Source organism: Leucobacter sp. wl10, from assembly GCF_003569785.1.
Classification (GTDB): Bacteria; Actinomycetota; Actinomycetes; order Actinomycetales; family Microbacteriaceae; genus Leucobacter.
Genome location: NZ_KZ984011.1, coordinates 1 through 20,783 on the forward strand (window position 1 = coordinate 1; position 20,783 = coordinate 20,783).

The following is a 20,783-nucleotide window of genomic DNA, read 5'->3' on the forward strand; positions in this document are numbered from 1 at the left end:
TGGCGTATCTGCCACAGCGTGAGATAGAGATGAGTGACCCGCCCCGACCCACCGACATTGAGCGACCGCGACGTGCGGCGCAGGGCAGGGGTGCGCTCGGGGCAGGCGCTCGGGATGATCCGGGGCGGCTACGCCTCCGGGTCACCCGGCGGGTGGAGCCGGACATGCGGCGGCTGGTGGAGTGGGTGCTTAACATCACCCAGGCCCGCTACGACGCCCACCGCGCCGGGGAGCCCGACCCCTACGACCTCCCGCTGCCGGACGAGCTGGCCGCCGATTTGCACGGCGGCAGCGCAGACACGCGAGACACAATGGAACCCGAGCCACTGCACCAACGAAGGAGCACAGCATGAGCACGATCACTGCTCCCACCCTCATTCCGGCAGGCGTGACCAGCGACCACGCCGAAGACATGCCCGTGCTGCTGGCCGTGTCGTATCTGCGTGTCTCGACGCGGGAGCAGGCCGAGCGCGGCGGCACCGACGAAGGATTCTCGATCCCCGCGCAGCGCGAGGCGAACCAGCGCAAGGCCGACGAACTCGGCGCGCGGATCGTGCGCGAGTTCATCGACGCCGGAGAGTCCGCACGGTCGGCCGACCGTGACGGCCTGCAAGACATGCTCGCGTTCATCGCCGCGTCGCGTGTGCAGTTCTGCATCGTGCATAAGCTCGACCGGCTCGCCCGCAACCGCGCTGACGACGTGAAGATTCACGAAGCCCTCATCAGCGCCGGGGTCACCCTCGTCTCCGCCACCGAGTCCATCGACCAGACCCCTTCCGGGATGCTCGTCCACGGCATCATGTCGAGCATCGCGGAGTTCTACTCCCGGAACCTCGCTACTGAGGTCACCAAGGGGCTGACGCAGAAGGTCGCCCAGGGCGGCACTCCGATGCGCGCGCCCATCGGCTATCTCAACGTGCGCCGCACCGACGACGCGGGCCGCGAGACACGCACCGTCGAGGTCGATCCCGAACGCGCCCCGCTCATCACCTGGGCGTTCGAGCGGTACGCCGAAGGCGAGACCTCCGTGGCCGGGCTGCTCCGCGACCTCACCGCGCGGGGTCTTGTGACGGTGCCGACGCCGAAGCGCCCGTCCAAACCGCTGGGGAAGAACACGCTCTACAAACTGCTCACGAACCCGTACTACGCCGGGGTGATCCGCTACAAAGGAGCCCTGTATCCCGGCGCGCACGAGCCCATCGTGGAACCGGCGTTATTCGACACGGTGCAGTCGCTGCTGCGGGCGCGGACGGCGAAGATGACCCGGCATGTTCAGCACGCCCACCACCTCAAAGGGCTGCTGCATTGCGGCACCTGCGGGTCGAGGATGCTGCTGGACTTCGCCACCAACCCGCGCGGGGTCACCTATGCCTACTTCGTCTGCTCCGGCCGGGCCTCCAAGAAGACCGGCTGCACCCGGCGGGCGGTGCCGGTCGCGGTCGCGGAACGGCTTGTCGCGGACTCCTACGCCTCGATCACGATCAACGACCAGACCTACCGCGACCTCGCCGCGAAGGTCGATGCGGCGTTCGACAAGCGCATGGCGGGCCGCGACCAAGAGATAGCCGACCTCATGGCCAACCGCGCCAAGCTCGAAGCGGAGAGTGACAAGCTGCTGGCCGCGCACTTCGCCGACGCCATCGACCTCCCCACCCTGAAANTGCACCACGCCTATGCCCGATCCGGCGATACCGACCGGCGGCTGGCGAACCAAGCCTTCTACACCCGCCTCGACATCACCGACGACGAACAACTACGCCCGAGACTGGCCGAGCCGTTCGCCACCATCATCCGCGAAGCCCACGAACATAGCGACGACGAAAGCAAGGAGGCGGAACACAAACGCGACGAACATACGCATGTCGCGTGTTCCCGTAAGACACTTTGGGTGGACCTTCCCAAGCGGTTCTCAAACACGAGGCCGGCACTCAAAACGTTGATTCGACGTGTTCTCAGGGGGTCTGAGCGACGTGGACCGCGGAGTCGAACCCCGGAGAGGCACGATTCGCGAGGCGTAGTCGTGAAGAATCCGGCGAAGTCTCAAACACGGTTGACCCCGGAACAGCGGGCCGAGTTGGTCGCGGACTATGAAGCGGGGATGCCAGTTCGAATGATAGCCGCGAAGTATGCAGTACATCGCGGGACAGTCCCCACGCTCGTCACCAAGGAGGGAGCGCGGCTCAGGGCGTCTGGGCTCAGTCTTACCGGCCGCGCTCGTGCTGCTTCCCTATACGCAGAAGGTCTCACGTTACGGGAGGTCGCTGAACGGCTTGGCGTCGATGAGAAGACGGTCCGGAACGCAGTGGTCGAGGAGAGAGGTCTGATTCGGGCGCGAGGCAGACGCCCTCACGAGGCTCGCCGAGCTTCTTCGGCTTGAGGAGGTGGAGTTAGTAGAGTGGGGGTTATGTGATCACCACGGCTGACCTCATCGGTAGACGTGAAAGCTCTCACCGATGAGGAGGACGTGTTGCCAGAAGCCGACCAGAGCCAGTCGTCAACGGAACCGGCAGCTTTCCCCGCGGAGATCCTTCAACGCATCACAGACGCAGCAGGCAGCCGCGTGGTACTCGTTGTTGGTGCCGGGGTCTCGATGGAGAAGCCGACCGGCTTTGCGAGTGGTGCGCATTACTCCCGCGAAGCCCACCGGCGACTTGTTGCAGATGGCGTTCTGAACGACGGAGAGTGTACAGATCCCGACGACCTCTCGGTTCTAGCTGATCTGCTGTACGACAAGTACGGATCGCAGGCTGAACTGACGAGTCGCCTACCGAAGGACGCTTGGCGGACGGCCGCCCCAAACTCGGGGCACCTCATAGCTGCCGCCTTGCTCATCGAAGGCGCGATTCGGCATGTGATCACTCTGAACTACGACCTGGCCTTCCAACACGCCGTAACCGCCCTGGGCAACAGCACGAACATCACATTCGTGGAAGGTCCTGACGAACACGCGAACCTTGCTTCACATTCCGTGGTGCACCTACACCGAAGCGTCAATCAGCCTGAGGAGACCTGGGTACTCAGAAAGAGCGCGCTCGATACAGACTGGGCTGCGGAATGGGAGAGCGTGATCGCAGCGGCAAACCTGTCAGCTCCGGTCGTAGTATTCGTCGGCCTGGGCAGTCCCGCCAATGTTCTCACTGAGAGCGTCAGCAACCTCGCCGCCAAAGCACAATCCTCCTACTATCTGGTCGACCGCAATCAAGACTCGAAGTTCCACGAAGCATTGAGCGCGAACCTCACCGGCACTGTTGACCTCTACTGGGGCGACTTCATGTCGAGACTCGCCCAAAGAGTAGCTCTCGAACAGTTGCAAAGAGTCCGCGACGCACATAGTCAAATGGCGGACGATGACCCCGAAATGGCGTTGCGCCGGTCGGAAGATGTCGCAAAACCTATCCAAGAGATCACGCTGCTCGACCTCGGCCGCGCTAGAGCCACCTGGCTACTGGGCCCGCACCCCTATGCCGGAGAAGGGGACGCCGCGAACCAAAGGCAGATCGCGCACCTCCTGGTAGCAACGGACCACCTATCGGCAGCGCTCGCAACGAGTTCCCTGGACCTGGATGAGCATGGCCGCCTCACGGTCAAGACCGATGGCGGTTCAACGCTCGTCTTTGGGCTTGCGCATGGCGGAGGCGCCATCGCGTGGAGCGCCATCAGCACCAAGATTCGTGAGCGAAACAATAGTCTGGCGCCTCAGCAACGAACAAATCTTGTCATCGTGGCTGGAGCCAGAAACACGCGAACACCAAGTGTTGATGACCTTGTTCGGGAGGACACGTCAGGCGACCTCATTAGGGGCGCCGACACCATCCACCCGATCTTCGCAGACGATTACCTAGGACGGCCCGCGACTGACCTGCAGTCAGCGGTTGAGGAGCTACGACGATGACCGACGCGGTTGTAACGAACGAACTACTCCTCACGGAGATCACAAGGCTGCTTGCAGAGTCTGAGATCGCCCGCGTAGACAGCGCTCGCCACCGATCCTGGCCTTCCGGCTCGATGGCATTTGAAGACGAGTACTCGGTGATCGCGGTGTGGGCATTTGAGTCGGTTGAAGAGCTCGTCGCCGGATGGGGTACGGCACAAGATCATGTGGTCGATTTCCTAGGTGCGAACGTAATCGCGACCGACCCGAAGTCTTGGGATGGGTACCTCGTCCTCGTCGCGATGGACGGCGTTCCGGAGGAACTGGCTGCGGAGCTGAGCGCCATACGATCTGACACGCGACGTGTACGCAAGTTGGTGCTGACAGCGGACGATCTACCAAGTCGTGTCTTCGATCCGCTTGAGTTGACACCACAGGTTAGGCGAACCCTGGCGCCGATTCTCGATCTTGATCTCGACACCACGCCGGGGAGGGCCGACCCCTTGGCCACGCTCCCATCGCGCGTTGCGGGAGTACTTAACAGCAATGAGCACCTCGACGTGGTCATCGCTGCCTACGAGGCAGGCGAGCCTCCGCTTGAAGCGCTCCACGAACGATTGATCACCACCCAGCGGACAGGGACGGATGCACTATGAGAGTCACCGGGGTTTCCATCGCAGGGTTCGGCGGAGTCTCGGGCGAGGTTGACATCGACCTCGACGCAGACGTGGTGATCGTCGTTGGCGCGAATGGTTACGGCAAGACGACGATCTGCAACGCGATTTCATGGGCAATCTCGGGCAAGACCACCGGCTCCCAGGGACCCCGAAACCTCTACAGCAAGTCGGGAACCACGACGGTTGAGCTGCGAACCGACTTCAACGGTGACGATGTTGTCATCACGAGATCGTTGGAAAACCCGGGCGAGACCGACGCCAAGAAACTGCGCGCTCCACTTCGAGTGCGCGTTAACGATGCGTCACTTCGTGGCGCGGACGCGGAGGTCTGGCTCCGCCAAAATCTCGCGGGCACCGATACCAACGAAGACTTCGCCACACTGGCACAGTCGTTCGTGGACTCGATCTACCTGAAGCAAGAGTCGCTGCGCGAGTTCCTGACCGGACGTCAGGACACAGAGCGGTTCGATGCGGTCGCAAGCATGGTGGGTGCCGGGCGTCTACGAGAATTTGCGGATGAACTCCAATCGCACAAGCGAGCATGGGTTCGCGCGGTCAACCAGGCTGACTCGGCGCTCGAAGGTGATCGCGCAAAGGTCGAAGACCTCGCAGCATCTTTGTCCGTGCTTGAAACTGAGATCACCAAAGCAAATACGGCCGAGGTGAGCGCTCGATGGCAGACATGGAGCAGCGACGTTGAGGCACTCGGGCTCGTCGCGATCCAGGACGCCCAAGATCGGGAACTGAGCGAGAGCTCACTGACGAAGTTGCGTGCTGCCCTCAACCAGGAGCGAAGCACAATCGAGCAGGATGAAGCCGCCTTGCTCGCGACACAGGCAGAGCTGAGCGTGCCGCTTCCCGAAGGTCCGGACGAAGCCGAGGTCATCGAACTCGAACGTCAGGTCGCTGCTCTGACGGCTCAGAAGGAACAGGTCGAGCGCGACATCCAGCTACTTCGCGTCGAAGTTGGAGAAGCAGACGCGGCGCGTAGACAGGCAACCTCTATTCGTGAAGAACTCGCAAGTATGGCGTCGATCCTGCTCCGTCACGTGGCAGATAGCTGCGCAGCCTGCGGCCAAGAAGTCGATCCGGAAGCGTATCGTCGTCGCCTCGAAACCATCGCCAACGAAACAGAGAATGCAGCTCTCCGAGAAGGCGCTGAACTGCAACGAACAAATCTCCAAGCTACAGAGAAGCGACTGGGTGAACTGTCCCTGCGACTCAAGACGGTCTCAGATCAGCACCGCGCCATGCTCGAACAACGCGCTTCAGCACAAGCGGCGAGGGAGCATCGAGAGAGGCGAACAAGGGAGGTTCTGGCCAGCTTCTCTGATGAGCTGCCTGACGCGTCAGCAGAGGCAGGCAACGAAATCCAACGACTCGCATCTGAACTAGATCGTGTAGCGAGGCGGAAGTCTCAGATCGCGCGGACATTGGAGGCAGGGCGCGAATTCGATGCAGCAGCTTCACTGGACTCGTCGAAGACACGACGTGATCGAATCGAAATTGAGTCCAAGGCACTCCGCAACTCTTTGGCTTCCAAGGAGCAAGACATTGCCGATCGGCGGCGCACAAATGACGTCGCTACCGCACTTCTTGATGCAGTGAAGTCAGACGCGGAGACGTTTGTTTCCGACCGTCTGAAGCAGTTGAAGCCTCTCCTGCATCAGTTCTACGCAGCAATCGACCCCCATCCAACGTTCCGATCGGTTGAGATTGCCACACGTCAGTTTGGTGGAAAGCACCGTCTCACTCCTATGTTGCGTGACGATGAGGTTCAGGTTGATGTCACGGAGCCCGGAGAGACGCTATCTACATCGCAAGCAAACGCGCTTGCTGTTTCCTTGTTCCTCTCGTTCAACCTCGGCTTCGCGCCTACTCACGTGAAGTCATTGATACTCGATGACCCGCTCCAGAACCTGGACGACGTGCATCTTCTCGGCCTCGTTGATCTACTTCGCAAGATCCTCCCTCATCGCCAACTGATCGTTACAACCCACGATCATGCGTTCGCCTCGTTGCTAGCGAGAAAGCTTCGTCCGGTGAGTGAGAACTTCCGAACGACCTATGTCCGCTTCACGAAGTGGGACCGCAACGGTCCTGGTGTTGAGCAATGGGACGTCCCTGCGGAAACCAGCCCCCTGAAGCTTGTCACTCCGTAGCGACCTCGGATGACCCCGCGGGTAGTGCTTATGAGGATTTCGGTGACAGATTGGCGAGCAACGCATGGAGTATGAGTTCGTAGAGACGGATTCAGTGCGGATCAGTGCGCTCCTTGATAAGCATGCTCACGGCGCGAGCGACACTACCGAGATTTGGGCGAGGTCCTGGTCGGATGCGGACTATGGATCACTGGCTGACCCGGCCCGACTGGAGTTCGACTTCCTCTTCGGCGTCGAGCTCCAAGAGGATTTCACGGCTGCAGGGACCGTTGCGTTCGAGGAATCCAATGTCAGAGCGACCGCCACCCGCCCTTTCGCTGCGACCCCGGAGGCGGCCTGGGTGCTTCGCGAGGCTCTGCTGCGTTCGGTATCGGACCACATGGTTCGTGCTCACGTCGCTGATCTGATCCTTAGCGGGAGACGGGATGCTTCGCCTGCGCACGCGGAAGCAACAGCTGAGCACTATCGGACGTGCGCGAGAGATGTAGCCCTCGAACCAGGCCGCCGGGCGATATCACTTGCGAGAGCTAACACGATCGTGCGGAGCCGTCGGATGGTGACCGAGGCATCCGTGCGAGAGCAAGCCCTGGAACTTGCGCGAGAGATGCTGACTCTCGGCCACAGTCACGCCGTACTGACTTTGCTTGCTCTCTTGAGCGTTCCGGCTAGAGACGGCTCCACAACATCCTCGGAGCGACTCGAAATTCGAGACTGTCTTCGCGGAATCGCCGCGACAGCACCCGAGTTTATCGACGAGATCGTCAGGTTACTCCTTTTGGCGGCAGACAGCGATGAGGACCAGACAGCGGCCGCGCGACTCCACGTTTCCTGGTATCTCGATAGCGCACGCGGCGAGAGCAACGGGATACGAAAGGTCTACTTCGGGTACGAGGCGATGCAACTAGCGGAGAGGTACGGGCAGTTCGATTTGCGGGACGATGCAGCCGTCTTTCTTCAGGCTGCAGGCGAGGATGTCGAGTTGCAGACGTTCGAGCACGACTTGCCTGTTTCGAGGAACCATCTTCGACGTCACCTTCGGAAGTATCGGCATGCGCGAGACTGGCGTCATGCTTACCGAGTGTTTCTCGCTGGGCCGGCACCAACCGGTGATCACGCCAAGAACGTAGTACAAGCTGAGAACGGGAGGCAGGGTTTGCTGTCCTTGGTGAGCAACATTTCGCTTGGACCACTGAACCTGCCGACTCGAACAGGTACCAGCGTTGAGGAAGAACAGCTTCATCGACTCGAAGGTAGCAATATAGGTTCCATGGCGAGCATTTTGGCGCTCGAACTCGAGTTCATTGATTCGAGATTCGACAGCCCCAGCCATGTGGAGTTCGCCAACTGGTTTTCCGGCGTCTTTGGGTGCGATCCGGTTCTGTCAGAGCATCTTGCTGACGCTCAGAAGCGACATTGGGAAAGTGACTTTACTGGGGCTTCCTTTGTGTGCCTGCCGCTCATTGAGGCCGCGGCGCGGGGCCTACTACTGAAGCTCGATGAACCGCTCTATAGAGCCGAACGAGGCGCAAGCCCTGGTCGATTCCCAGCGTTGGACTTCTACGTCCAGGCGCTCGAAGACAACGGCCTGGACGTCGACTGGGTCCGTACGCTTCGCGGCACCTTGCTATCGGACGGCCTAAATATCCGAAACCTGAGCGCGCACGGGTTCAAGTTTCGCTACAACGAAGGCGAGTCAGCCTTGCTCCTAAGGCTGGCAGGGTTTGCTTGTGCGCTCGCTGGCGCGATTGATCATGCCGAGCTATCGAAGCCACTCGCCGCGGTTCGCACGGGTTTACGGCGGCGTATCGGATGGGTCTGGTATTAGTCTTCTCGTTGCTCTCGGCGCAACTGGGCGATCCCTCTTGACGGTTGGTGCTGTGCGTGGGTGCAGTCGTAGCCGCTGGTCAAACCGCTTGCTCGACCGACTTGGCCATGGCTCGTCGCTCTGCACGAGCGGCGACCGCTTCCCGCACGCGGATACGGGCGAGCAGGATCAGGCTGACGGGTCCCATGATGATGAACTTCATCGTGTTCCACAGGCAGAGGAGGACGAGGAAGTTGAGCCATCCGGGTCCGCCGTCTGCGATGAGGGTGGTGAAGGTGCTCGCGGCTAGGAGGTAGGGCACGGCGAGGAGCATCGCGGGGACTCCCCATTTGAGTCCTCGGCGGGTGCGGATGGCGTTGAGGAGGATGTTGGTGGGCATGTAGCGGCGCAGGAATGCGCGGGTGTGGACGCTGAGGGTCCAGAGCTGGCGGATCATGACGGGGTTTCCTCTCACATGCACGACGGATCGTCGGAGGCGGTGCGTGTGTGAGTGGCCTTGCGGCCTGCCCCGAGGAGCGTCATATCAAGGAGAAATCCGCCTCACCATCAGGGTATGACGCACCAGCGACATTCGGAAGGGCAACCGATCACAGGCCCCGGCTCGCACCCTCGCGCCGCATCACCCGCGACGGAGCATCCTGACCGTCACTGCTAGCCAGGTCGCGGAGCCTCGCAAGTGCTGCTTTCGCTCGTGCCGCGTCGATCTTCTGCGCGTCGCTATCGGGGGCTGGGCCGAGCGGAGTGCGTGTGGTGGTGCCGTAGCGGTCGCGATACGCGGCGACGGTCCGCGCCTGCTGTTTCCACGCTGCCGCGGCTCTGGGCTCTGTCGGTGTGTCTCCGAGCGCGAGCGCCCATTCCTGCCGTTCGGTGAGGGCTTGGTCAAGGACGGCTTCGGCACGATGCTGGATCAACTCGCGCCGCTCCGCCAGAGCCTTCCGCATCTCGGCGGACATGGGTCCCGCTGCTTCGGGGATCAAGCCCGCGATCAGACGGGGCGCCTTGCGAGTACGACCAGATCCAGCCGGCCTCTCGGTCGCGCGAACGAGGCGGTGGTGAACGACAGAGGCGATGTCATCGGCATCGCCAAAGCCGCGAGCCGCGACCAGCCGCGGCATGAGCACGTCGATGTTGTGGTGGTTCGCTTCCGCCCGCCGCAGTTCTGCGGTGAGAGCTCCGAATGCGTCGGAGTGGATCGTGTCTTCTGCTTCGTCCGGGGTGAGGCCGGATTCGCGGATGAGGGTGGTGAAGCGGTCGTGTTGTGCGGCTTGCGCGATCGTCTCGTACTCGGCCGCGAGCTGTCCCACCGACCCCCACGCTTCTTGTTCAGCGGTGATCGTCTCGTGTGCGGAGAACTCGGCGCCGACGTGCTGCATGACCCCGTAGAGGATGCTCCTCGCGGTCGCCTCAGGATCGTCTGCCGGGTGTGGGGTGGTGTGGTTGTCGTCGGGGCGGTCGGTGGCGACGTAGACGCGGTTCGTCTGCCTGCCGCGGGTCATCGCGACATACAGGTTCTCCCTCGTCGTAGAAGGATCAACGAGCACATGGGAGGTATCGGTGGTGATGCCTTGCGCCCTATGCGCGGTCACTGCGTATCCCAGATCAACGTGATCGGAGAGGTACTCGACCGGGAGGATCACGGTGCCGCGGCTGTCCGCGCGGCGGGCGGTGAGCGATCCATCGTCACGAATGTCAGTGACGGTCCAGCGGTCCCCGTTTCGCACCCACCCGCGCGGGGTGTGGAGGCGTCGGTCGTTCTTCCGGGTGATGATCGTGTCACCGACTCCGGCGCGGGCGTCGCCTTGGAGGGCGACTTCGCGGCGGACGTTCACGGTGCCGTCGAGAATGAGGTCGGCACGGGCGCGCTGGTTCAGGGCATGGACGGATTCGTTCGAGTCCGCGATCAACACCGTTGAAACTCCGGCGAGGGTGTCGGTGCGCCAGGCGGTGTAGGCGACGTCGATCATCGCCTCAGTATCGCCGCCGGTGATGCGGCCGTGGGAGGCATAGGCGTCGATGGCTTCTGGTCGACCGTGGCGAAGATCGAGGGAAGTGGTCTTCTCCCAGACGTTGACAAATCGGTGCACGTCGACCAGCTCTGGGGCGTCGTTTCGGTCGTGGACGAGGAGGGAGAACGCGCCGCCGGCGGTGACGGATTGCAGTTGCGCCCAGTCACCCACCAACAGCACTTTCGCACCAACTTGCACCGCGTGCGCCGTGATGCGATCGAGCGAGAGAGTGCCGGCGAGGGAGGCTTCGTCCACGATCACGAGCTGCCCCTTACGGAACGACGCACCGGCGTTCTGGTGGTCGTGCCACCACTTCGCGGTGTTCTCCGTCCGGATGCCGAGATCGTCGGCGAGGACCTGCGCGGCAACCGCGGACGGCGCCAACCCGACGACACTGCCGCGCCCGTGCTCCCGCTCCCACGCCGTGCGCAACGCGCGCATCGCCGTCGTCTTCCCAGCCCCCGCCGGGCCGACCAGCACGTCAACTGCCCGGCCAGAGATCGCAATGCCGGTGAGGGCGGCGGCTTGGTCGTCGGCGAGGAGCCGGCCGTCGCGGTCCGGGCGACGGGTGACCTTCTCGATCACCTCAACCGGAACTGTGGGTGCGGTCATGGTGCGGGCGCGCTCGAGGAGCCGGTCTTCCGCCGCCAGGATCTCAGGCGACGAGTACACCGTCGACGCGATCGGTCGGAACCTGCTGCTGCCGTCATCCCGTCGGAACACGGTTGGGCTGGAGGCGAGTTCGGGCGGGGTGAGCTGGATCGAGGCGTGCTCGGCGGCGTCGACGACCATGCCGACGATCGCTTCACGATCCAGGGTGGTGGCAAACCGGTAGGGCATGGTCTGTCGTGCGGCTTCGGCGGTGAGGTTCCAGCGCCGCCAGGTCGACCGCTTCTCACCGACTGCTTCGACCACGCTGTGCCCGAGCGAGTCGATCACGTCCAACGGCATGTCGTCCGCGCGCAGCAGTAGCGGTGCGTCGTTCGCGGTGACGGTGCGGGCCCATCGGGTGGCGTCTTCACCGAGCAGGTGCGACGCGCGCTCCCGCCACTCGCTGGTGAGGTCTGCGAGGGAACGGACCTGCTTCTCCGGCCGGGTCGCCAACGTTGCCTGAGCTCGGATCTTGATCACCGTGGCAAGCGATGGTTGTCTGCAGTGGCGGGCGACGTACTCGGCGATGAGTCGGTTCTTCTCCTGATCGATCTGCCGGGACCTCGATGAGAACTCCGCCACCAGTTTCTCGGGAGCCTTGCTGATCGCCCACGCAGGGTTACGGTCACGCCCCATGTCGCGCGCCTCCCATCCGACGCCGAACGCACGGGTGAGGTGGTCAGCGATCACCGCCTCGTGCAGTTCCGAGAGCGCAACGGTCGCGGCGTGCAGGGGACGCCCGTCGAGGGATCGCCATTTGCCGTCGTGGACAGTCTGCACCTTGTTCGAGATCACCACATGCGTGTGCAGATGCGGGTCACCCGCTCGCGAGTCGTAGTGATCGAACGCCGTCGCGATCACCCCGGACACATCCGCCTGCGCAACCGCCCCATTGCGCCCTGCCGCGCCGACACGGGTTGCGGCAACCTCACGCTCGATGAACGCAACCATCTCCGCAACCGCCGCGTGATGCGCGTCCGCAATCAGCGATTGCGTGCCCGCGTCGGACACCGCCCACAGTACCGATGCGGACTTCGGAATCGAGAACGTGAAATCGAACCCCGCAACCGCCTTCCGCACCCCACGAGCACGCTCCTCAGCCGCGATTGCGGCGACCGCCTCGGCACGCTCGGTCACGGGAAGGTCGGCGTCGAGCCTCGACGTGCGGTGTTCGATGCTCTCGGTCACGGTTGGGTAATTCCGATACTGGCTACCGAGCGCCTGATCGGTCACCGGGTCGCGGCCCTGTCCAATCAGACGTTGAAGCTGCAGCTCAGAGACCTCGTCGCCAGTCGTGATGGTTCCGCCGCCGAGTGCGATGACGGCTGATCCGAGCCATCGGCCCGGTGGTGTTCCTTCCTCCGTGTAGTACCTCGTCAACGGTGTGGAGAGCACCCGATCACCGTCACCAGTAGCGACGGTGCGCAGGAGGTACTTGTAGCCGTCGCCGGCGGACATCACCCGCATCGAAACTGTCAACAGGCACCGCCCTCTCCTCACCACGAAGGTGAGCTCCGCGGCCCGCGGGTGTGGTGACTTCTGCGGTCACTTTTGGGAGGTGGCGGACCTCGCTTGCAAGACGCGTGACAACCCGTTCGAGCGAACCGCGAGGGATCGGCAGCGCTGGGCGCCGACGGTGCTGGAGCGAGGTGGGAGGCGTCGGCTGAGCGGCGGCGCGTGGGCGGTTCGTGCACCTGGTTGGTGACCAGCTCGGAGTAGCAGCACGGCTCCGGGATCACCGCTCTAGGAGGTTTACCCGTGGCCGACCAGACACTCACCGACCGGGTCGCTCTGCTGCGTGTCGGGTCGCTGTTCTCCGGCTACGGCGGACTCGATCTCGCTGTCGAAGAAGTCTTCAATGCCAGAACGATCTGGTTCTCCGAGATCAACGAGCCCGTCGCCCGCATCTTCTCCCACCACTGGCCCGAGGCCCCGAACCTTGGTGATATCACCGCCATCGACTGGAAAACCGTGCCGCCAGTGGACATCCTCTGTGGCGGGTTTCCCTGCCAGGACGTATCGACCGTCGGGAAGATGGCCGGTCTGAAGCCCGGCACCCGTTCCGGCCTCTGGGCACATATGGCGGCAGCGATCGACGCGCTGCAACCCGACTGGGTCGTGATCGAGAATGTCCGCGGGCTGCTTTCTGCACCAGCTATACGCGCAAACTTCGAAGGAGTCCACGATGAGCAACGCAACATCGCAAATGCAGCCCCCGACGGTGCAACCCCTCGCGATATGGAACGCGACCCGTGGCATCTGGGAGAAACCACAGCTCGACCTCTTCGAGCAGCAGGAGCAGTTTTGGGAGACCTGGCCGACCTCCGGTATGACGCGCAATGGATCGGTCTACCCGCTTCCGCGGTCGGCGCACCCCACCCCCGATACCGGGTCTTCATCCTTGCCCACCGCACTGTTTCGCACTCCACTGGCATCCGACGCAGCTCGCGGGGGCGAGAGCTTGCAACAGGTGAAAGCACGCCGCGGCACGATTGCGCTCAGCCACCAGATCATCGACCTTGCCTTGCACGGCCCGAATGGGTACCCACGTTCCGAGGAGTCAGAGAGCCTGTGGAGGTTGATCGAGGAATTCTTCGACGATGGGGACGTTACGCCGTGCCAGTGACTTACCGGACGCAGATCATCGGTCGCCCGCACCGGCGCCTGCAATCCTGACCGACGCGACTGGCCCGCGGCCCGCACCGGCATTCGTGGAATGGTTGATGGGTTTACCGTCTGGTTGGGTGACTGATGCGCGTCACGAACTCACCACGAATAGTCAGATCACGGCGCTCGGGAACGGAGTCGTCCCCAGGCAAGCGGTTTCGGCCATCTCCAGTTTGTTAAACACCTGGCTGGAGGAGCATCGACCGAGGTCATCCGATCGAGCGGTAAACCCATATCAAGCTGTAGTAGATAGAACCGGGGTGGAGACGGGGGTAGCCGGGAGTTGAGTTAGGGTTCGGCCCGGTTCTGGGACCGACGCAATCAGCGAGCGAGTGTACGGGTGTTGGGGATTTCCCAAGACTTGTGAGCTGGGTCCTTGCTCGCACGCCTCACCGCGGTACAGCACCAATACACTCTCGCAGAGCGAACGCACCACGCTGAGATCGTGCGAGACGAACATCAGTGCCGTTCCGTGCTCCAAGGTGCTGCGATGCAGCAGGTTGATGATCCCAGCCTGTACCGAGACATCCAGCCCCGAAACTGGTTCGTCGGCGATGAGTAGCGCAGGTCGGGCGAGCAACGCCCGAGCGATCGCGACGCGCTGAGCCTGACCTCCACTAAGCTGGCGTGCGCGCCGCCCACCGAAGATGTCAGGTTCTAAACCCACATCCGCCAGAGCTTGTGCGGCAAGTTTTCGGGCATGTTGCCGCGAAGTTCGTGTGATTGCTAGAGGTTCAGCAACGATGTCCCGCACCAGTCGATGCGGGTTCAGCGACGCGATCGGGTCCTGGAAGATCATCTGCACGCCCCCAGGCCCTGGGCGGTGGTGAACTGATCCGCCCTGGTATCGGACAGACCCTTGAGCTATCGGTACGAGTCCCGCGATGGCTTTGGCGGTCGTGGACTTACCTGAACCGGATTCACCGACGATGCCAATGGTGGTGCCGGCCTCCAGCGTGAAGGTGACTCCGCGTACTGCATGGACGGGGTCCCGTGGCGAGCCGAATCGTACGTGGAGGTCATCGACTTCGAGCACTGTGGCATTCATGCGACACCCGCCGCGAGAAGCGCACTGTCCCGGCGAGTCGGGTCATCTGGTGTGGAAGCGGTAAACGGTTGCCAACAGGCCACCGTGTGATCAGGATCGGAGCTGACGGGTGCCACGGGTGGGCGAGTTGTGTGGCACACCTCGCTTACCCGTGAGCAGCGCGACGCGAACGGGCAGCCTTGGCGGGGTACAGACATGTCCGGTAGGACGCCAGGGATCGTGGGTAGTGGTAGAGGCGCCGGCGTGCTCAGTTTCGGAGTGATGTCCAAGAGCGCGCGGGCGTATGGGTGTGCCGGCGCAGAGAGCATCCGTGCAGAAGGACCCGATTCAACGATCCGCCCAGCGTACATAACAGCGATACGGTCGGTGCGGTCCGTGAGTACGCCAAGATCATGGGTGATGTGAATGAGGCTCATCCTTCTTTCGGTGCGCAGTCTGTCGATGAGGTCAAGGACGGTGCGTTGCATCGTCACGTCCAATGCCGTGGTGGGCTCATCCGCCAGCAGAAGTCGTGGGTTGGATGCCAGCGCCGCAGCGATTCCGATGCGCTGACGCTGCCCCCCGGAAAGGGCAGCAGGAAAACTACGAGCGATGCGCGCTGCGTCGCTGAGTCCTACAGCTTCCAACAGTTCGTGCAGGTAGGCGCGGCGAGAGGCTCGGGTGCGACTGCTGTGCTGTGTCGCTCCTTCGAGTACCTGCTTACCTACGCGTACTAACGGATTGAGTGTGGACGAGGGGTCCTGGAAGATCATCGCCATTTGCGCGGCGGTGGTTCCGCGCCGCTCTCGGGGGGAGCGTCCCAGGATGTCGCGGCCTTCAAAACGGATACTGCCGTTCGACTGGGTTGTGACACCCTGCGGCTGCACCCCGACGATGGCGCGAGCCAGCACTGACTTGCCCGATCCAGATTCGCCAATGATGCCGAGGCTCTCGCCTGGCGCGACCGACAGCGATAGATCCTCAAGCACATGGGAGTGACCAGAGGCCGACGTGAGGCTCATCTGGAGGTCTCGGACCTCTAGCAGTGCTTCCTTCTGGGTGGACATTATGTGTCCTTTCTGGTGAATCGCTCGCCGAGAATGTTGACGGCGAGTACGGTGAGGCACATCACGATTGCGGGGGCGAGCATGATCCATGGGGCACCGGCCAGATGTGTTCGACCTTCCGCGATGAGGCTTCCCCATGACGGGGTGGGTGGCTGTAGCCCGTAGCCGAGGAAGCTCAGGGAGCCTTCCGCGACGATCGCGACGGTGATGGCAGTGAAGGAGTATGCGAGCACCGAGGGGAGCACGGTACGCGCGATTTCCTGGGTCATGAGGCGCACCCGGCTCGCGCCCAGCAGCCGGGCGGCCTGGACGAACTCACGCTCGCGCACACTCAATGTCGCAGAGCGCGCGATTCGCGCGAAGATCGGAATCGTGAGCGTCCCAATCAGAAGCCCAATCGTCCAGTAGTCCGAGCCGACAAGAGACACGACAACCATGATCAGTATCAGTCCTGGAAGTGCGAGCATCAGATCGATAACTGTTCCAATGATCTCGTCGACAATCCGGCCGAAGAATCCCGCGACAATGCCGATGAACGAGCCCACCACGAGCCCTACTGCCAGCGTTAGGGCCGCCACGACGAGCGAGGACAAACCTCCGGCCATTGTCCGAGCGAATATATCGCGACCCGTCGCATCCGTCCCGAACCAGTGGGCAGGACTTGGTGGCTGCATGGCCGCACTGAAATCAGCCCGGAGTGGATCAAACTGCGGGATGAGCATCGACGCGACTGCGCCACCGATCACAATAGTGAGAACTACGGCAGCGAAGATGATCGAGCCGCGCGAGTCCAAACGCATGCCTGGCGTTCTTACCCGGGAGCGGCTATTGCTGAGTGCCGGGCGGGTGTCAGCTTCTTGCGTGAGCACGGCGTGTCCTTGGATCGACGAAGGTGTACAAGATGTCTACGGCTAGCGCGGCGAGGAAAACCGCGATTCCAGAGAAAATGACGATCATTTCAATCACTGGGAAATCGCGTGCGCCTATCGCTGTCACCGCCAGGCGACCCATTCCAGGGATAGCGAAGACTGTCTCGATGAGCGCCGAGCCACCGAAAAGTGCCCCGAACCCCAAACCGACCAGCGTCATGGTGGTGAGCGATGAAGGGCGTAGCACACGCGTGATCATCAATCGCGCGGTTCCCATGCCGCGGGAGCGCGATGCGAGCACATAGGGTTCGCGCATGGTCGTGATGAGATCCGCCCTTAGCACTCGGACCAGGACAGCCGCCTCCGCGAGGCCGATTGTGAGCACCGGGAGTACGAGGTGACGGAGATGTCCTATGGGGTCGATTCCGAACGGCACCCATCCAGTTGCAGGCAGTAGCCCTAGCATCACCGAGAACAACATGATGCCCAGCAGTCCGAACACGAATGTCGGGACGGAGAGGAGGACGAACGCTGTGACAGTCGCGATGCGGTCTAAGAGTCCACCGGGCCGCCAGGCTGAGGCCATTGCCACGGGCAAGGTGAGCGCGAGCGCGACGACCTGCCCGAGGAGCAGCAGTTCGATGGTGATCGGCAGTCGAGCGGCCAGTTCATCGGTTAAAGACCGTCCTGTTACTAGTGACGCTCCGAGGTCGCCACCAGCAGCATTTGATAGCCACTCCCACAGACGCTCCGGCGCGGGTCGGTCGAGGTTGAGAGAAGCCATGAAGGCCGCGATCTGATCCGGGGAGGCGTTCACTCCCAGAACGGCAAGGGCCGGCGTTCCCGTCATCAATGCGGGCAGACTCATCGTGAGCAGACCGAGGAGCGTGAGGACGATGAGTCCTCGCACTCCCCGGTGCACCCACGCACGGATTTCTATTTGATCCACCATTCTCCAGGTGAGACAGAGATGACATTGCGGTCGCTGACATCGGGGAGTCCGCCGATCTTCGGGCTTGCGATGAAGCCGCTGGGGCTCTCAGTGAAGAAGAGCACTGCTGCCTCAGCTACGATCAGCTCGCTGGCCGCGTTGTACAAGTCGCTACGTTCCTGGGGTGTGGTCGCGGAACGGGCCTGATCGATCAGAGCGCTGACTTCGGCATTGGCGTATCCGCCGAAGTTGGAGAAGGAGTCGGCTTCGAACATCGTCATTGCGGAACCCGTATCGCCGTAGCCGCTGGTTACGAACTCGATCACGTGGAAATCTTTCGCAAAGAGCTTGCTCGCCCAGGTCGCGGCATCCGCCACATCGATCTCCATCTCGATACCCACGTCACCGAGCATCTGCTGGATCGCGGTCGCTCGCGCCATCGCCTCGGGCTGCGCGTCTGTGGTGTATGCGAAGGCGAGCGGCTGCCCGTACTGCTCCAGCAGTGCGCGCGCGGCATCCGGGTCGAACTCTGGATAGGTGGAACCAGTCTGATATTCGCTTTGCGACGAGATTGGTCCGTGAGAGAGCGCGCCCTGTCCTTGGTTGGTCACCTGTAGCAATGCGTCCCGGTCGATAGCTGTCTGAACGGCTCGTCGCGCGAGGGGATCATTGAAGGGTGCCTGCTCGGTATTGAAAATTGCCGTGGCCGTTGTTGCATTCGCCAAGGCCAGCTGCAAACCGTCTGTCTCAGCCTGAGTCATCAAACTTGGCGTCTCGATCCATACGACATCGACGGTCCCCGCTGCGAGGGTCTGGTAACGGGAGTCGGTATCGGGCAGGAACTGGAAGACGATCTCATCGGCGTAGGCGGGTGTGTTCCCGGCATATTCCGGATTGCGCTCGACGGTCAACGAGGATCCTGCCGACAGCGAAACCAGTCGGTAAGGTCCAGCGCCCAAGGGGCTGCCCTCGGGGTCGGTCGCTGTGGTGCTGCCAATCATGCCGAGGTTGCGTGCGAAGTACCGCGGGAAGGTCGCGTTCGCTTCGGCTAGCGTCATCTCGACCGTTGTTTCGTCGACCTCGGCTATTTCAATGATCTCCTGCGCACCTTGCGCTACCGCGGACTCGGAGTTCTGTGCCCGCTCGATATGAGCGATCACCGCGGCAGCATCTAATGCCGTGCCGTCAGAGAACGTCAGATCTGGGCGAAGAATCAGCGTCCAATCAATCAGGTCGTCGCTTTCGAGCGACTCGGCCAGCACCGGAACCAATTCGCCGCGCGGGCCATCCATGAGCAGCGGCTCATAGATTGCATTCGCCAGCACCAGGCTTGACTGCTGGCCGATGTCGTTGCCGATCGGGTCGACCGAAGAGACCTCAATGTCAAGTCCGACACGGATAGTACCGCCGGAAACGGCAGACTCATCACCCTGCGAGGTGCCGGGGTCCGCGGAACATGCCACGAGTGCTGTGGCCATTGTCACGGCGAGAACTACCGTGCCAAGGGTCTTGCGTTTCATGCTGTTACTTCCTTCTGTGAGGGGGTGGTGAGCGGAAGCGAAGAGTCTGAAGGATCGGGGTCCACGCCCAGGCGGATGCGGATGCTCGCGACCAGCCGGTCATATTCCTCATCGGGGAGGTGGCTGCTCAGGTACTCCCGAACACCGCCGAGAGAAGCGAGGTAATCGATCGCTTGGGCGATGTCTTCCCTGCGACAGACGAGATCGAGTGCGGCGAACAACTCCTGCGTTTGCTCACCTCCGGGCTGACGTTGAAGATTCTCGTGCAGATCGTCATTGGTGCGGATGTAGTCGTCAACTGCAACGTGGGGGTCTGCCCCCGCTGCTAGTAGGAGGATCGCTGAGATGAGCCCAGTGCGGTCCCGTCCCCCTTGGCAGCCGATCACGATCGGCCCCGAAGTTTCCCCGATCGTCCGCAGTACCTGGGCGATGTTCGCAACGGCAACGTCCAGCATGCGACAGTAGTGATCGCCGAAGGTGGCACTCCCGTCAATCAAGCCGTCGAGAGCTTGGGCTTCTTGGCCGGCCTGAACATCCAGTTCCATGAAGGGGGCATGCACATGCTGCCACGTCGTTGGCAAGTGTTCCCGACTTTCCTGCTCAAGCTCGCCGCGGGTGCGCAGATCGAGCCATGTCAGCTCATCTGGACACTGTGCGAGTTCAGCGCGGGTGGCATGGCTGAGCGCCGCAGCGCGATACAACCCGTTGTTGGGAGAGACATGCGGGCCGAGAAGAGGAAGTGGTCGCCAGTTCGGCGGGGCAAGAGCGGTCATGTGATCCATCATGCATAAGTGGCACATATGCCAGTTTGCGTGAGGGTGAACAAGGGATGAACATGCCCCATGGCGGCCATAATGGAGGCGATGACGAACCAAACCGGAGCGCGTGCGCGACACAAGACCACTACGCGCCGCGCGATCCAGACAGCGGCGATTGAGCTGTATGAAGAACGCGGGTACGACGAAACGAAGGTCGAAGACATCGTTGAACGCGCAGGAGTATCTCAGCGAAGCTTTTTCCGCTATTTCCCTTACAAAGAACTCACACTCTTCAGCGACGATCACACAGAGCATCTCGCTGAGCTTGTACTTACAGCGCCTTCACACTTCAACGCGATCGAGACGCTTGACTGGGCGACTGCGCAACTCTTCTTGATCCCGACGACCGAACTGGACAGGCGACGACAGGCGATTCGCAATCAGCTTGGCGACGATGCGCGCGTTCAGCGCCAACTCGCCTACCTCCATGAGTCACTTAGCATCCGGCTGCGCGATGCCTACGTTCGCCGCCTCGGCATAGACCCCGCCGACACATCTGACTTGCGTCCACAGATTCTCGTGGGGCTTTACCTCTCTCTCGCTACTGAGGTGTCGGGCCGGTCACAATCACCGGAAGAGACGCGCCAGCGGTGGCTTGCGTCGCTTCGCAGTCTGCTTTGAGAGGTCGGCACTGCTATCGACACTTACATGCTTGGTTGCGGAGGTGGGGACTGAGCGTTGCCGACCTTATG

At 62.2% G+C, this 20,783-nt stretch carries 17 protein-coding genes; 9 read left to right on the forward strand and 8 right to left on the reverse strand.

All coding sequences use genetic code 11. From position 1 onward, the window contains the following. From D1J51_RS18235 to D1J51_RS18070, 7 genes are all read left to right on the forward strand, one after another. Nucleotides 1-353: hypothetical protein (locus D1J51_RS18235; protein ID WP_205547982.1), on the forward strand; the 353-nt coding region annotated here is incomplete at its 5' end. Then, a partial coding sequence (locus D1J51_RS16000) for a recombinase family protein (protein WP_240423378.1) occupies nucleotides 350-1,660 on the forward strand: 1,311 nt, incomplete at its 3' end. The genes D1J51_RS18235 and D1J51_RS16000, both read left to right, overlap by 4 nt. A gap of 450 nt (nucleotides 1,661-2,110) precedes the next feature. Next, nucleotides 2,111-2,377: a helix-turn-helix domain-containing protein gene (locus D1J51_RS18700; protein ID WP_232711533.1), complete on the forward strand. Its 267-nt coding sequence runs from the start codon at nucleotides 2,111-2,113 to the stop codon at nucleotides 2,375-2,377. 60 nt (nucleotides 2,378-2,437) lie between these two features. Beyond that, nucleotides 2,438-3,892 carry an SIR2 family protein gene (locus tag D1J51_RS18065; RefSeq protein ID WP_162903893.1) on the forward strand — a complete coding sequence of 485 codons (1,455 nt, stop codon included), beginning with the start codon at nucleotides 2,438-2,440 and terminating at the stop codon, nucleotides 3,890-3,892. After that, entirely contained in the window at nucleotides 3,889-4,527 is a 639-nt protein-coding gene (locus D1J51_RS16005) for a hypothetical protein (protein WP_100812881.1), read from the forward strand. The genes D1J51_RS18065 and D1J51_RS16005 overlap by 4 nt, the downstream gene beginning before the upstream one ends. Then, on the forward strand, nucleotides 4,524-6,710 hold the full coding sequence (locus tag D1J51_RS16010; RefSeq protein WP_119076921.1) for an ATP-binding protein: 2,187 nt from the start codon (nucleotides 4,524-4,526) through the stop codon (nucleotides 6,708-6,710). The genes D1J51_RS16005 and D1J51_RS16010 overlap by 4 nt, the downstream gene beginning before the upstream one ends. A 64-nt stretch (nucleotides 6,711-6,774) precedes the next feature. Beyond that, complete coding sequence (locus D1J51_RS18070; protein ID WP_162903894.1) at nucleotides 6,775-8,535, forward strand: hypothetical protein; 1,761 nt, start codon at nucleotides 6,775-6,777, stop codon at nucleotides 8,533-8,535. A gap of 79 nt (nucleotides 8,536-8,614) precedes the next feature. Here the strand turns inward: D1J51_RS18070 and D1J51_RS16015 are convergent, their stop codons facing one another. Both D1J51_RS16015 and mobF read right to left on the reverse strand, forming a co-directional pair. Next, nucleotides 8,615-8,971 (reverse strand): sulfate permease, encoded by a 357-nt coding sequence (locus D1J51_RS16015; RefSeq protein ID WP_100814252.1) that lies wholly within the window; start codon nucleotides 8,969-8,971, stop codon nucleotides 8,615-8,617. 151 nt (nucleotides 8,972-9,122) lie between these two features. Beyond that, nucleotides 9,123-12,650 (reverse strand): MobF family relaxase, encoded by a 3,528-nt coding sequence (gene mobF / locus D1J51_RS16020; protein WP_119076959.1) that lies wholly within the window; start codon nucleotides 12,648-12,650, stop codon nucleotides 9,123-9,125. 300 nt (nucleotides 12,651-12,950) lie between these two features. On the opposite strand from mobF, the gene D1J51_RS16025 reads away from it, so the two are divergent. Further along, nucleotides 12,951-13,868, forward strand: a complete 918-nt coding sequence (locus tag D1J51_RS16025; RefSeq protein WP_205547984.1) for a DNA cytosine methyltransferase — start codon at nucleotides 12,951-12,953, stop codon at nucleotides 13,866-13,868. A 226-nt stretch (nucleotides 13,869-14,094) separates the two neighbouring features. Here the strand turns inward: D1J51_RS16025 and D1J51_RS16030 are convergent, their stop codons facing one another. From D1J51_RS16030 to D1J51_RS16055, 6 genes are read right to left on the reverse strand one after another with little or no spacing between them, the layout of a single operon-like run. Then, nucleotides 14,095-14,907: an ABC transporter ATP-binding protein gene (locus D1J51_RS16030; RefSeq protein ID WP_119076923.1), complete on the reverse strand. Its 813-nt coding sequence runs from the start codon at nucleotides 14,905-14,907 to the stop codon at nucleotides 14,095-14,097. Further along, nucleotides 14,904-15,953 carry an ABC transporter ATP-binding protein gene (locus D1J51_RS16035; RefSeq protein WP_162903895.1) on the reverse strand — a complete coding sequence of 350 codons (1,050 nt, stop codon included), beginning with the start codon at nucleotides 15,951-15,953 and terminating at the stop codon, nucleotides 14,904-14,906. Before D1J51_RS16035 ends, D1J51_RS16030 begins: the two co-directional genes overlap by 4 nt. After that, on the reverse strand, nucleotides 15,953-16,822 hold the full coding sequence (locus D1J51_RS16040) for an ABC transporter permease (RefSeq protein ID WP_130455626.1): 870 nt from the start codon (nucleotides 16,820-16,822) through the stop codon (nucleotides 15,953-15,955). Before D1J51_RS16040 ends, D1J51_RS16035 begins: the two co-directional genes overlap by 1 nt. After that, nucleotides 16,803-17,774 carry an ABC transporter permease gene (locus D1J51_RS16045; RefSeq protein ID WP_119076929.1) on the reverse strand — a complete coding sequence of 324 codons (972 nt, stop codon included), beginning with the start codon at nucleotides 17,772-17,774 and terminating at the stop codon, nucleotides 16,803-16,805. The genes D1J51_RS16040 and D1J51_RS16045 overlap by 20 nt, the downstream gene beginning before the upstream one ends. After that, entirely contained in the window at nucleotides 17,759-19,273 is a 1,515-nt protein-coding gene (locus D1J51_RS16050) for an ABC transporter substrate-binding protein (RefSeq protein WP_119076931.1), read from the reverse strand. The genes D1J51_RS16045 and D1J51_RS16050 overlap by 16 nt, the downstream gene beginning before the upstream one ends. Then, entirely contained in the window at nucleotides 19,270-20,046 is a 777-nt protein-coding gene (locus tag D1J51_RS16055; RefSeq protein WP_162903897.1) for a tyrosine-protein phosphatase, read from the reverse strand. Before D1J51_RS16055 ends, D1J51_RS16050 begins: the two co-directional genes overlap by 4 nt. Before the next feature lie 90 nt (nucleotides 20,047-20,136). Between D1J51_RS16055 and D1J51_RS16060 the strand changes: the two genes are divergently transcribed. Further along, on the forward strand, nucleotides 20,137-20,712 hold the full coding sequence (locus D1J51_RS16060) for a TetR family transcriptional regulator (RefSeq protein ID WP_084705335.1): 576 nt from the start codon (nucleotides 20,137-20,139) through the stop codon (nucleotides 20,710-20,712). Nucleotides 20,713-20,783 lie beyond the last annotated feature (71 nt).

Bases quoted from the DNA above. Each gene is read 5' to 3' on its own strand.
- D1J51_RS18700 (WP_232711533.1), top strand. From the start codon at position 2,111: ATGATAGCCGCGAAGTATGCAGTACATCGCGGGACAGTCCCCACGCTC.
- D1J51_RS16005 (WP_100812881.1), top strand. From the start codon at position 3,889: ATGACCGACGCGGTTGTAACGAACGAACTACTCCTCACGGAGATCACA.
- D1J51_RS16010 (WP_119076921.1), top strand. From the start codon at position 4,524: ATGAGAGTCACCGGGGTTTCCATCGCAGGGTTCGGCGGAGTCTCGGGC.
- D1J51_RS18070 (WP_162903894.1), top strand. From the start codon at position 6,775: ATGGAGTATGAGTTCGTAGAGACGGATTCAGTGCGGATCAGTGCGCTC.
- D1J51_RS16015 (WP_100814252.1), bottom strand. From the start codon at position 8,971: ATGATCCGCCAGCTCTGGACCCTCAGCGTCCACACCCGCGCATTCCTG.
- mobF (WP_119076959.1), bottom strand. From the start codon at position 12,650: ATGTCCGCCGGCGACGGCTACAAGTACCTCCTGCGCACCGTCGCTACT.
- D1J51_RS16030 (WP_119076923.1), bottom strand. From the start codon at position 14,907: ATGAATGCCACAGTGCTCGAAGTCGATGACCTCCACGTACGATTCGGC.
- D1J51_RS16035 (WP_162903895.1), bottom strand. From the start codon at position 15,953: ATGTCCACCCAGAAGGAAGCACTGCTAGAGGTCCGAGACCTCCAGATG.
- D1J51_RS16045 (WP_119076929.1), bottom strand. From the start codon at position 17,774: ATGGTGGATCAAATAGAAATCCGTGCGTGGGTGCACCGGGGAGTGCGA.
- D1J51_RS16050 (WP_119076931.1), bottom strand. From the start codon at position 19,273: ATGAAACGCAAGACCCTTGGCACGGTAGTTCTCGCCGTGACAATGGCC.
- D1J51_RS16055 (WP_162903897.1), bottom strand. From the start codon at position 20,046: ATGACCGCTCTTGCCCCGCCGAACTGGCGACCACTTCCTCTTCTCGGC.
- D1J51_RS16060 (WP_084705335.1), top strand. From the start codon at position 20,137: ATGACGAACCAAACCGGAGCGCGTGCGCGACACAAGACCACTACGCGC.